Consider the following 12,307-nt stretch of genomic DNA (forward strand, 5'->3'; position numbering starts at 1 on the left):
TAATTTAAATTTCGATAGCTTTTTGCCAGGAATGCGCAATTAACCAGGCACCTGCTGCCGTCGGATGAACACCATCCCATGACCAATGATTATCAGGAGCAATCTTACGCGCCTCATTAAATATCGCTTGATAGGGTATAAAAGCAGCCTTAAATTGTTGTGCTAATTCTTTGACAATTGATTGGTAGCTGGCAAACTCAGGATGCAGTGCCTCATACGGACTTCCTTTGAAGCCAGGCTGATACCATGGCTCGCCGATAATTAACTTGACTTGCGGTAAGCGGGCTTTAGTTGCTTTCAAAAGTTGCTCATAGGATTGGCGGAAGTCGCGAGTGGTTCCTTGGTAGCCCTTGGTTTTTGTATGCCAGAAATCATTAACACCAACCAATATGCTTAATACGTTTGGTTTTAATTTTAGGCAGTCTTCTTCCCACCTTTCAGCTAACTGATACACCTTATTGCCACTTATACCGCGGTTGTAAAAGACCATTGGTTTATCAGGATGATCAAATTGAAGTTGAGAAGTAACCAAGAATGCATATCCCGAACCGAGTGCCAGGGGATTATTCATCGAATGATCATTTCTTTTTCTTCCGGCATCGGTAATCGAATCTCCCTGAAAAAGTATGATATCATCTCTTTGAAGCTGAATGCTGGAGGAATTATCGATTAATTGGTTAGCTTTGCATAAGGCATCGGCTATCGGCAGTGTCGTAAGTAAACTAAGTGATGCTTTCTTTAGGAATGAACGTCGGGAAGCTGTAATTTCTTTTTTCATGATCGCGATGGTTGATGAGTATAAACTTAAAGATGATAGGGTTTCCTATAAGCGTAGTGCAGGTGTTTATTCGCTTCTTCGTGATTCGTGAAGACTTCCTTTTGCGGATCCCAGGTTAATTGTTGCTTCTTTTCCAATGCGATATTAGCCAAATGTGCAAATACCGTAGAGTAGTGCCCTTCCTGTAGTGGACAACAAGGCTCCTTTCTTGTTTGTACACTATGTAGAAAATCGCTTACCATGTTTTCGGTAATATCTAATGAATACCCTTTCGGAAGATTTGCTTGTGTTAAGTCAAATGACTCATCTTCTAGGTAATGATCCCATTTCTGAAATTGTCCTTCGGTAGTATGGTAAATTCGATAACCCCGATCACTAACGTACATCGTTCCATTCGTACCTCTGAATTCCAGTTCGCCATAAGGAAAAGGTTTGCCACTTGATCCTTCGTAAATACCTAAGACAGCTAATGTGCCTTTTGATAACTCAAAGCAGATTTGCATGGTATCCGGAATGGTACGGTCGTCATCAACAACAAAATTACCTCCCATGGCTGAGACGGCGATGGGGGCGGTTTCCCCTAACATCCAACGCATCAAGTCTGCATAATGCACACCCCAATTGGCCATTTGACTCGAATAGTCGCTCCACCACCTAAATTTATAGGGTGCAATATTATATTGGTAGGGCCGATAGGCCCGGGGACCAAGCCATAAATCCCAGTCAAAATCGGATGGTGGGATTTCCGGTTTTTGCTTCCCGATGCCTCGGGGGAATAAATTATTAAAGGTGTAGGAACGTGTTAAGGTAATTTTTCCCAAGCGACCCGATTGCACAATCTCAGCCGCTTTTTGATGTACGATAGAGGCTCTCCGATGCAGACCAACACTGACAATACGATCGCTCTGTCTTTGGGCCTCCAGCATTTTCTGTCCTTCATAAACCGTCATACCTAAGGGCTTTTCAATATAAACATCTTTTCCTGCTTTGATCGCGTCGATGGTTTGCAGGGCATGCCAATGATCCGGTGTAGCAATACATACAGCATCCACATTTTTGTCTGCCAATAGATCCTTATAATTTTTATAGCGTTTCACCTGCGTAGGGAATTGTTCGCCCATTTGCGGTATTCTTGCCCCATTCTCTTCTTTAAATCGCTGATTAACTCGACTATCATCTCGGGTTAAGTAGGGTTCATAAATATCGCACAGGGCTACAACTTCACAATTTGCTTGCTTCATAAAGCTACGCAGTAATTGTGTCCCTCTATTTCCAACGCCAATAAAGCCCATTTTTACTTTTTTGGTATTAGCCAGCGAGGGGATTGATAGATTCATCAACCCGGCTACGGTTGCTAAGGTAGCTGTGTCTTTTAGGAAAGATCTTCTGGATGTTTGCTTTTCCATATGTCAAGTTGTTATTTGAACGTTTAGTGAGATGTATACATAAAGCGTGCGTTTAAAGCAGAGAACTATAATGTTCAGCGCTTTCAAAAATACCACCACTTGTTGCATAGAAATCTTCATTTAAATAAAACACGCCCTGCTTGATTTTCGTCCAGTTCGCGTTATTCTTAGGATGATAAGTGCACATCTTTTCCCAATTAATATAATTCACATCACCATTGGTCTCGATCAGCCCCATGCCGATATCAGGGAAAGGAAGCACCCTACACGCTAGATTTTTATGCCAGTCTACCAGAATAGGATTAACCGTTAAATCAGAACAAGCACAGGGGATTCCTTTTTCCCAAGCAGCTTTTGCAATTTTTATCGACATGCTAAGCGTTTTTGCAATTCCTTTTAGTATAATAGCCCGATATCCTTTCTGTATAGCAACAATTGCCCCCTGTTCATCATGAACGCTTTCGTCAGCACCAATCCGTATGGGCACATCGGAAATGTCTTCTTCATTTGATTCCATAAGCGGTTCTTCGTACAATAATATTTGCTTGGCAGCGCCAATAGATTCAGCATGTTGCAAATACTTTAAAAACGTTTCTTTTTTTTCATATCGTCCATTGGCATCCATGGTATAAAGTACTTTACCGTCCTTGGTATGGGGAGTTCGATAAGCTTGAAGTGCCTGATGAACTTGTGTTAACCGTTCTTGATCATGTTGTAACATCGTTTGTTGATCGCCTGGATAACCGGTTTTGATTTTGAAAACAAAATAACCCGATTGGGCGGCTTCTTTAATCTGTTCCAAGGGCATACCATAAGGAATTTGGAACATGACTGCCAGCCGATCACTTTTACTGGATAGTGCCGACTGATACGGTGCCGGAATAAGCGCATCGAAAGTTTCTAGACCATGTTCGGCAGCAAATAATAGCCAAGCTGCATGGTCAATGCCCACATAAGAGTTTAGTATAAAATTAATATGCAGATCGGCTTTGTTCGTGATGGATTTTCCACTTGAAATCAAATCAGGGAATATTTTCTCCTGTAAAGAAATGGGATGTGTAAAAGGCGTTTCCTTAATCAGATTTAAAGTGCTATTAGTCAATGCATACATCAAAGCATTACCTTTTGTTTCGCCATACTTAACAAATAAATCGGCGTCTCCATATAAAATACTTTGATTAGACAGGCCGATACTTTCTAAACTGGAAGAAGCTCTTAGTTTGGTGACAATTTGCCATAATTCGGTGAGGTAGGCCCCCTTAAAGCCAAAGGGACGAATCAGCTTCTCAATTTCAAAAGCACTATCGGTTTCAATAATTTGTATCGTTCTATCTTTTTCCATTTGACAAATCTTTAATTAAGAAATCTTGGAGAAATGTGTGATCCACTAAATCCGGATAGGCATTAAAAATGCGATCAATTTCTTCCATTTGTCCGGCTGAAAGGTCTTCTTCAGGATCCAAGCACCAACGACCGGGTAAAAGGCCCTGTCTTCGTAGTACTTCGTGTATTCCCGGGATACAACCTTTAAATTGATGGGCTGAATCGAATATTACCGCATTCATGTCTGTTACTTGCACACCTTTGGTAAGTAATGCCTGAACACCGGTAAAGTTGGTTCGTTTACACGTTTTTATTTCTTCCAGTAGAGCCACCGCTTTGCTTGTAAAAACGGCCCAGTGTCCCAGCAATCCGCCAACAAATTCTTTGGTAACTAGCTTGCCATTGATGGGAAAAGCGTAGGTGGTTAATAAATCGGCGACAATATTATCGTCGTTACCCGTGTATAACGCAATGTCATCTTTACGGCTTGAATGACATAGCGCGCGCACGACATCCAGGGTTTGATAACGATTGAATGGGGCAACCTTAATGGCCTCGAGGTGCTTTATTTCAGCAAATTTTGCCCAAAAATCATAGCTAAATATGCGGCCACCCACGCTTGGTTGCAAATAAAAGCCGATAATAGGAATTATTTCCGCCACCTCTTTTGCATGCAACAGGATTTGATCTTCACTCCATTCGTTTAGTCCGCCAAGACTCAATAAGCCTAAATCGTAACCATATTGATTGGCTAACTGCGCTTCTTTAATGGCCTGTTCGGTGCGGCCACAGATCCCGGCAATTTTTAAAAAAGGATAAGGGGGACGATTACGCTCAATTTCGTCCGCAGCAATAGCTAGCACTTTTTCATATAAATTGACATGGGGTGATCGTATTGCAAATTGCGTGCTATGGACGCCTATGGCTATTCCACCTGCGCCGGATGCTATATAATAGCGCGTCAATTGACGTTGATAGACTTCATTTAGAGTCCTATCGGCGTTCAGCGCTAGTGGATGCGCAGGAATAACGGTACCCGTTTGTAAAAGCGATTTCTTCTCAGCTGATAAATATTGAAAGCTCATGTGATAATGTTGTTTGGTCTTAAAATCGGCCTTGTCTTTCTTGAAAGTGCGTCGGCTTTTCGATGGTTTTTCCGCCATGACTTAACCAATTAGCGGTGATCTCGATCATTTGCCTTAAGGTTACTTTCGGATAACCGAATAACTGATGGGCTGCTGATGCGTTGCTAAGAAGGGCAGTTGGCTGAGTTTCGTTAATAAAACGGGGAGTTTTGTTTAATAAATTACCGAATTGGTTCGCTAACCATTGAATAGAAACAGTTTCCGGCCCCGTGACGTTTAAAATTTTAGCGGGTACGGTACAGTGGAGCAAAGATCTCAACGCAATCTCATTGGCATCTCCTTGCCAGATGACATTTACATTTCCCATACGAAGATCAATAGGTTTGTCTTCCATCACTGCTTTGGCAATTTCCAGTAGAACACCGTATCGTAAATCAATAGCATAATTGAGGCGATAAATCAAGGTGGGAATTTGATATTTCTCAGCAAAGAATTGGAAGATCCGCTCCCGTCCGAGGCACGATTGTCCATATTCCCCAATAGGTTCCGGACTTTGCTCTTCTGAGCATCCTCCTGCAGTTACCAACGATAAGGGGTAGACATTTCCGGTAGAGAATATAACCATTCGCGAATTTTTGAAGCGCTCGGCTATTCTACCTGGTAAATAGGTGTTCATGATCCAGGTAAACGGTTCTTTGCCTGTCGTTCCGAATTTCTGTCCTACGAGGTAAATAATATGCTCAACGTCCGGAAGTGACTGTAAGTGATCTTCGTTTAAGAGGTCCGCCGTAATGGTTTCGACGCCGCTTGCTTGAAGCAAATCCCTGCTTTCCCCATCTGAAAATCGGGATACTGCAATCACTCGTCGGTCTTTACCGGCAAGTTTGGAGGCTACATGCGCCGCTTTTGCCATACTTGGTCCCATTTTTCCACCAGCACCCAAGATCATAATGTCACCATCTATTTGAGACATATCTGCGATTAAGGAAGCTGAAGGCTCGTATAGCTTTTGTTCTAATAATTCTAAATTCTGCATCATCATTTTATTTTAAGAATAATTCATTAGCATTGCTGATAGCCAGCATAATTAAGACAATCAAACCTATAGAGGCGAAAAAATTGGTAGGTTTTGTATTGACAAGCGTCCCCATAATGTGGGTATCATTCGATATAACAAACATAGCGATGCCAATGAAGGGCACGAGGAATATGGTTACACTTTGAGCAAATACAATAAGCTCCAAAGGAAGCTTCCCAAAAACAATGGCAATGGCACTTCCAAAAAGCATAACCAAGGCGATAAAAAAACGTACTGCTTTGGCATCCAACTGATAATCAAAGCCAAATGCGTCTGCTATCAGAGTGCCACCAAGCGTCGCGTTTCCAATTAAGGAGGAGAAGGAAGCGCCAAAAAGTCCCATCAAAAATAAGCTGGATGCGTATCTTCCAAATAACGGCTCAAGCGCCCGCGCCATGTCCGAAGCATTATTCACGGGTAATTTTTCCGCATGCAAAACGGCCGCTGCACAGATCATGACCATAGCGCTCATTAGTCCCAGCATAATAATGCCTGTCATACTTCCATTTCGATGGCCGTCCGTAGCCAATGTGTTTTTTTTACGTTCCTGCACTAAATAAGATTGGTAAAATGCACCAACAATAGAGAAGCACGAAGCAAAAAATGCGATGACGAGACCGATTGATCCCGCGGGGAGGGAAGGAACGAATCCCGTAATAATGTCCTCAACAGAAGGCTTAACAAAGAACAAAGTGACGATAAACGAAAAGAGCATTAACGCAATCAATAGAATCATCAACCTTTCCAATATTTTATAAAAACCGCGAAAAAATAACAGCACGATTCCAATGATGTTAAAAAGTATAATCCACATAGGAATAGAACTATTATTGATTTCAGCAATGGAAATCCCTACGCCGATGGCATTTCCGGCTTGGAAGGACGTCGCTACTAAAAATAGCCCTAAACCGATAATTATAGCGGAAATTTTACCCCATTTTTTACGGATCACACCCAATAGCGATTCCTGTGCAGCGATGCCGATCCGCGCACCCATATGAGTGAAGATCGCCATAAAAAAAATGGCTAAAACCACAATCCATAATAAAGAGAAACCATAGTCTGCACCTAGTTTAGAGGTAATTGTCATTTTGCTCGGACCGAATACAAGCGCTGCTGTAATAACTCCGGGACCTAAAGAGGCAAACCAATGCTTGAAATATTGGGTACGTGGCTTGTGGTAAGATGTAGAATTGGAGATTATTTCTTGATTTGGCATTTTATTATGTTTATAATTAATATCCTTCGTTTTGTGCCAAAATACCTGCTGCCGATTGATCAATCTGACGTTGAGGAATGGGAAAACGCTTCATATAGGCTTGTGGCTTAAGTGTAACTTTTACGGGTGTTTGGTTTGCGTGATTAAATAATCGCTCTTCTTGTTTCATAACTTCTTCAAATTTTCCAGATCGAACCAGGTCAAACCATCGCTCATTTTCGTACGCAAATTCGAGCTGCCGTTCCAGAAATAACACATGGAAAAAGTCTTGCTCATTTGTAATTGATGCAGTTGTGTAGTTGTGATCGCTATTTCCAAAGGCCCGTTCTCGTATTTTATTAAGTGCATTCAATGCTTCTTGTTGTTGCCCGAGATGATATAGCACTTCGGCCTGCAGGAGTAGAATATCGGCATAACGCAAAATCGGTAAATCGAGTCCTGATTGCCCTTGGGTATGTGGCACGGCGTATTTATTGACATAGGGATACCAAATAGGAGGTACATTAGGTGTGTTTGGCGGAATCCACCATTCCGTAATGGTTGGGCTTTTGCGCCTATCGCCCTCCACATAATTCTTGTGTAGGCTCCAGGAAGGCAATGCAATTTCATTTCCGCGCGAGGCAATGTCAATAACGCCTGAATTCGGCAGAAATGCCGTGGATAAATTATGGCCATTCGAGCCGTCAATGTAGTTCAATGAAAATAGTACTTCCGTATTGTTTTCTGATGCAATTTTCCATAAGGAGCTAAAATCACTTACCAAGCTAAAAGAAGAGCCTGCTTCCTTAAAGAAACGATCCAATTGCGCTTTAGCAAGATCCCAATTTTGTTGGTAAACATGAACCTTTATCAGTAAAGCGATGGCCGCCGCTTTATTTGCTCTTCCATTCTCAATAGCGTTTTTCAGGGGAAGTATTTCAATCGCTCGTTCAAGGTCTTCTATAATCAAGGCGAAAATTTCGTCTTCGGCACTTCTACCGATACTAGCTGCTTCTTCAACAGACAGTATGCCGGTAACTTTGGGCACGTCGCCAAATAGCCTCACCAGATCAAAATAAAATAGCGCACGCATAAATTTGGCTTCTCCTTCAAATTGTTCTTTTTCACCCGCAGCATAGTCTGTCGGTTTATCCAAGTTAGTTAGTACTGCATTTGTACGGAAAATACCGTTATAGGTTGTTTCCCAAAAAGCAGCGATTAAAGGATTCGTAGCATTCACAGATAACATATCCATTTCGGGAGTCCCTTCGATTAAGGTATTCGCCGATAGGTATAAGTTATCAGTTGGTACTTCTAAAATTTGATAATCGGTTGGTTTTCTTGTTTGTAATCTATTATAGATACCTAATACAGCTAGATCAATATCATTGGCGGTATTGTAATAGTTTTTTTCAGTTAACACCGATTCAGGAACAGGGTTTAGTAGACTGTCGTGGCATCCGCTTAGCAAAAATGCAAGAGAACATAGCGTATAGAAAATCTTCTTCATGTGACTAGAAATTAACATTTAGGCCTAATGTGAAAATTCGATTAACAGGTTCTGAACCACTATTATAACCAGGAGTACTATTGATTCCGTCGATTTCCCCAGCTGTATAACCTTCCGGGTTATAGCCGTGAAAATTTTTATCGGTAATCATAAAAAGGTTGTTGATGGAAGTGTAGAGCCGAAATTTTTTCATTTTTAGTTTGTTCGCAAGGTGTTCGGGAAAAGTATAACCGAAGTTTACGTTGCGAACGGCAAGAAAAGAGGCATTTTCGATATAGATACTGGAATTCGCCTGAAATTCCAATTGACTTAACGCCGCTGCAGGCATCTTTCCGTCGCCAGGCTCCTGTTCCGACCACCACTGCCCTTCTACTAAGGAGCGGCGCATTGCACCTAAGACATTGCCTTGGTAATATTGGTTCTCGAAGTTATAGATCTTAGCACCCAATGAAGCTTGAATGGCAATGCTGAGATCAAAATTTTTCCACGAGAAATCGTTCACCAAACCCAAAATAGTTTTCGGCATATAACTGCCTAATATCACCCGGTCTTCGGGGTTAATGCGCCCGTCACCATTGACATCTTGATATTTCGGATTTCCGGGTTTGGATCCTGAAAGAACAGGGGTATTAGCTACTTCTTCCTGATTTTGTAAAACACCTATGGCTTGATAACCATAATAAGAAAACATGGGTTCTCCCAGTCGCAGCAGCCAGCTCATACCAAAACGATCCGTATATAAGCGCTCGGAAAGCCCACCCAGATCAATAACCTTGTTCTTATTATGAGCAAGATTGAAGGAGGTCGACCACGAAAAAGATCCTCCTTGAAAATTTCGAGAAGTCAATTCCAGTTCGATCCCTTGATTGCGGATTTTTCCAATATTCGTAAGCCAGCTTGTAAAGCCGGTAATCGCAGGAATGGATACATTGTACAACAAATTAGAGGTGGTTTTTTGGTAATAATCCACGGTAAGATTAAGTCGGTTTGCCCATAAGCCCAAATCAATACCGAAATCATATTCCTGCGTTTTTTCCCAGCTGAGTGACGGATTACCCAGGGTAGTTTGTACCTGTGCATTGGAAAGCTCATTGTTTGGCGAATAATAAGTGTTCCCGATTTGGCCCAGATAGTCAAAATTGCCAATATTAAAATTTCCGGTCGAACCGTAACTTGCACGTAGCTTTAAATCACTTATGGCAGAGAGACTTTTCATAAATTCCTCTTGCGAAACTCGCCAAGCAAGGGATGCCGAAGGAAACCATCCCCATTTATTATTTGGTCCAAAACGCGATGAAGCGTCCGTTCGCATGGAAGCGGATAATAGGTATTTGTCTTTATAAGCATAATGAACCCGAGAGAAATAGGAAACGAGTCCCCATTCTGTTTTAGACGTCCTGGTTTGGGCGGGATCGATAATCGCATTGTTTAAGGTATGGATAATGTCATTATTGAATGACCCGGGTACGGCCCCCATAGCCGATGATCTGGAGGTTGCTCTTTGATAAGATGCTCCCAGAATCGCATCGAAGTGATGATTATTAAAATCCTTATTATAACTTAATACGTTTTCATTCAGTAAGTTAATGGTTCTGGAGTCACTAGCTGTACCAATGGATATGCCATTGGTTGAACCCCAAGTGCTTCGGAACCGATCGGAAGAAGAATAACTTATGGTGGTTCCTATGGAAGATTTTATTTTGAGCCCTTTGGCAAGATCGATACTGGCATACACTTCGCCTATGGTGGTCATGGCATCGTCAAAGTAGAAAGAACCTTCCATAAATGCCATGGGATTCGTTTGGCCGGATACGACGAGCCCCCAATAATCACGCGCTTTTGGATAGGAGCCATCCGGGTTTTGAACCGGCACAAATGGCGGATATTTGACCAAGTCGATCATCGCATGTGGGGATAAGCGATTACGTGTATAATTGGGATTAAGCATCAGCCCCATATTCACGCGATCGTTTACCTTTACATCCACATTTGCTCGCGCACCGTAACTTTTAAACCAGGTGTTTTTCAATGTTCCTTGCACATCTTTTATAATGGCTGATGCATAGTATTTTACGTTTTCGGTACCGCCACTTACTGATAGATCGTAATTCTGGAAAGGGGCAGGGGATAAGAGGGCATCTTGCCAATTGGTATTGGCGTTGTTTCTGAGCGCATCGCTAACCTGATATTGAGGAGGGCGTCGATTGTCTCCCCAAACGGGAATACTGGTATCTCCACCAACATAATTAAATTCCCGGTTTTGGTATCTAACAGCGTAAGCGTAATATTCATCTTTATCCAGCCAATCATCGTGTCCCATGGCTGTCGAAACACCGCCACTTGCATTGATGTTAAGTACCGGCTTTCCCGTTTTTCCACGTTTCGTAGTAATAATAATTACTCCTCCCGCACCTCTCGATCCATAAATGGCAGCAGAAGAGGCATCTTTAAGTACTTCGATCGACTCCACATCATTCATATTGACATTGGCAAAAGAGCCTCCGGGGAAACCGTCGACTACCACTAAAGGACTATTGCCTGCATCAATGGACCCTGAACCACCACGAATACGTATCAGCGGCGCCGAACCGGGAGCACTGCGCGTCTGCGATACGTTAACGCCCGCTAGCCTACCCTGGAGAGCGGCTTCGGGTCTAGCTAAGGGAATCTGGTCGAGATTTTTATTTTCCAGTTTTGACACGGCCGCTGTGACGGAGGATTTTTTCATCGTTCCGTAACCGATAACCACCACTTCGTCCAATGCGGAAATGTCTTCTTTTAACGTAATGGTTAAGTGTTGCCTTCCATTCACTTTATGGTTTTGACTGAGGTAACCTATCAACGAGAAGGTTAACGTAGATCCACTATTCGTCATGATACTGAAATGGCCGTCAAGATCGGTAGTAACGCCCGTACGGTTAACGGTGTCCCGAACGGATACACCGGCCAAGGGTGCATTTTTTTCATCGACTACTTTTCCCTGCATACGAATGGTCTGGGCAGCCAGTTCGCCGATGGTGGAACAGGCCATTAACAAAAAAGCCAAGATTTTTGATGTTAGGTGATTTGTCTTTTTCTCCATAATTTAAGTTTTAATAAGCACCACTTTCGACCTACACCTACAGGTTTAAATCTGTAATGTGTACGTACACGTTAATATCGCAAGCAATTATTCATAAGTAATAGTCTAATGAGCAATATAGTCCCGCAGAAAGAGTTTATAATTTCGGTTACGTACCCGAAGATAGAAATTTAAAATTTACTTATCAAAATATTTTGTAAATTTTTAAAGTAACAAAGCTCAGAGGATAACGGATACTTTACGGAGTCGGTCTACAATAATCTATTTAGAATAGAATTCTTTGAAACTTTCCATTTTTCTACTTGTTTTTTTATTGACTTGCATAAAGTTAACGAGTAAACTATAAAAAAGGAGGTTGTGATGTCACTTACTAGAAGAAGTAGAAGTGGTTTTCCTTCCCTGTTTGACGACTTTTTTAACAGGGATTTAATGAATTGGGACAGCGGCAATTTTTCACCGAACGCTACCGTCCCTTCGGTAAATATCAAAGAAACGGCGGACAATTATGAGGTGGAAATGGCGGCGCCGGGAATGAATAAGGATGATTTTAAAATTGAGCTCGACGGTAATCTGTTAACCATCTCTTCTACCAAGGAATATGAAGATGAAAAAAGGGATGACGGATATGCTCGTAAAGAGTTTAGTTATCGATCGTTCCAACGGAGCTTCAATTTTCCTAAAGATGTGGTGGATGAGGATAAAATTGAAGCAAAATACGAAAATGGCCTATTGAAATTAACGATTCCCAAAAAAGAGGAGGCTAAACGAAAGGGACCCAGATTAATTAATATTTCTTGATTTCTATAGCCACCGACAGGTGGCTTTTTTATACCTTGTGGTATTTAAC

9 protein-coding genes are annotated in these 12,307 nt (G+C 41.9%); 1 reads left to right on the top strand and 8 read right to left on the bottom strand.

Features of this window, described 5'->3' with window-relative positions:
- Nucleotides 1-4 precede the first annotated feature (4 nt).
- From ACH11B_RS15545 to ACH11B_RS15580, 8 genes are read right to left on the bottom strand one after another with little or no spacing between them, the layout of a single operon-like run.
- The gene (locus tag ACH11B_RS15545) at nt 5-778 is read right to left on the bottom strand and encodes an SGNH/GDSL hydrolase family protein (RefSeq protein ID WP_013666118.1); all 774 of its coding nucleotides are present in this window, start codon (nt 776-778) and stop codon (nt 5-7) included.
- A gap of 26 nt (nt 779-804) precedes the next feature.
- Nucleotides 805-2,184 (bottom strand): Gfo/Idh/MocA family protein, encoded by a 1,380-nt coding sequence (locus ACH11B_RS15550; protein WP_013666119.1) that lies wholly within the window; start codon nt 2,182-2,184, stop codon nt 805-807.
- A 52-nt stretch (nt 2,185-2,236) separates the two neighbouring features.
- Nucleotides 2,237-3,526: an enolase C-terminal domain-like protein gene (locus ACH11B_RS15555; RefSeq protein WP_377609647.1), complete on the bottom strand. Its 1,290-nt coding sequence runs from the start codon at nt 3,524-3,526 to the stop codon at nt 2,237-2,239.
- Entirely contained in the window at nt 3,513-4,670 is a 1,158-nt protein-coding gene (locus ACH11B_RS15560) for a dihydrodipicolinate synthase family protein (protein ID WP_013666121.1), read from the bottom strand. The genes ACH11B_RS15555 and ACH11B_RS15560 overlap by 14 nt, the downstream gene beginning before the upstream one ends.
- Nucleotides 4,612-5,634 carry an NAD-dependent epimerase/dehydratase family protein gene (locus tag ACH11B_RS15565; RefSeq protein WP_377609644.1) on the bottom strand — a complete coding sequence of 341 codons (1,023 nt, stop codon included), beginning with the start codon at nt 5,632-5,634 and terminating at the stop codon, nt 4,612-4,614. The genes ACH11B_RS15560 and ACH11B_RS15565 overlap by 59 nt, the downstream gene beginning before the upstream one ends.
- 1 nt (nt 5,635) lies before the next feature.
- The gene (locus tag ACH11B_RS15570) at nt 5,636-6,889 is read right to left on the bottom strand and encodes an Nramp family divalent metal transporter (protein ID WP_013666123.1); all 1,254 of its coding nucleotides are present in this window, start codon (nt 6,887-6,889) and stop codon (nt 5,636-5,638) included.
- A gap of 16 nt (nt 6,890-6,905) precedes the next feature.
- A complete protein-coding gene (locus ACH11B_RS15575) occupies nt 6,906-8,378 on the bottom strand; it encodes a RagB/SusD family nutrient uptake outer membrane protein (protein ID WP_377609642.1) in 1,473 nt (490 codons plus the stop codon).
- Between the two features lie 4 nt (nt 8,379-8,382).
- Nucleotides 8,383-11,460, bottom strand: coding sequence for a SusC/RagA family TonB-linked outer membrane protein (locus tag ACH11B_RS15580; RefSeq protein ID WP_377609640.1), 3,078 nt, complete (start codon nt 11,458-11,460; stop codon nt 8,383-8,385).
- Between the two features lie 360 nt (nt 11,461-11,820).
- Here ACH11B_RS15580 and ACH11B_RS15585 point away from each other — a divergent pair, with 360 nt between their 5' ends.
- Nucleotides 11,821-12,258, top strand: a complete 438-nt coding sequence (locus tag ACH11B_RS15585; protein WP_377609638.1) for an Hsp20/alpha crystallin family protein — start codon at nt 11,821-11,823, stop codon at nt 12,256-12,258.
- The last annotated feature ends 49 nt before the right edge of the window (nt 12,259-12,307 follow it).

Origin of the sequence: Olivibacter sp. EAT-5, assembly GCF_044784325.1 — a bacterium.
GTDB classification, from domain to species: domain Bacteria; phylum Bacteroidota; class Bacteroidia; order Sphingobacteriales; family Sphingobacteriaceae; genus Olivibacter; species Olivibacter oleidegradans.

What these genes read in the sequence shown, in the direction of transcription:
- ACH11B_RS15545 (WP_013666118.1), bottom strand. Translation starts at nt 778, where the DNA reads ATGAAAAAAGAAATTACAGCTTCCCGACGTTCATTCCTAAAGAAAGCA.
- ACH11B_RS15550 (WP_013666119.1), bottom strand. Translation starts at nt 2,184, where the DNA reads ATGGAAAAGCAAACATCCAGAAGATCTTTCCTAAAAGACACAGCTACC.
- ACH11B_RS15555 (WP_377609647.1), bottom strand. Translation starts at nt 3,526, where the DNA reads ATGGAAAAAGATAGAACGATACAAATTATTGAAACCGATAGTGCTTTT.
- ACH11B_RS15560 (WP_013666121.1), bottom strand. Translation starts at nt 4,670, where the DNA reads ATGGCGGAAAAACCATCGAAAAGCCGACGCACTTTCAAGAAAGACAAG.
- ACH11B_RS15565 (WP_377609644.1), bottom strand. Translation starts at nt 5,634, where the DNA reads ATGATGATGCAGAATTTAGAATTATTAGAACAAAAGCTATACGAGCCT.
- ACH11B_RS15570 (WP_013666123.1), bottom strand. Translation starts at nt 6,889, where the DNA reads ATGCCAAATCAAGAAATAATCTCCAATTCTACATCTTACCACAAGCCA.
- ACH11B_RS15575 (WP_377609642.1), bottom strand. Translation starts at nt 8,378, where the DNA reads ATGAAGAAGATTTTCTATACGCTATGTTCTCTTGCATTTTTGCTAAGC.
- ACH11B_RS15580 (WP_377609640.1), bottom strand. Translation starts at nt 11,460, where the DNA reads ATGGAGAAAAAGACAAATCACCTAACATCAAAAATCTTGGCTTTTTTG.
- ACH11B_RS15585 (WP_377609638.1), top strand. Translation starts at nt 11,821, where the DNA reads ATGTCACTTACTAGAAGAAGTAGAAGTGGTTTTCCTTCCCTGTTTGAC.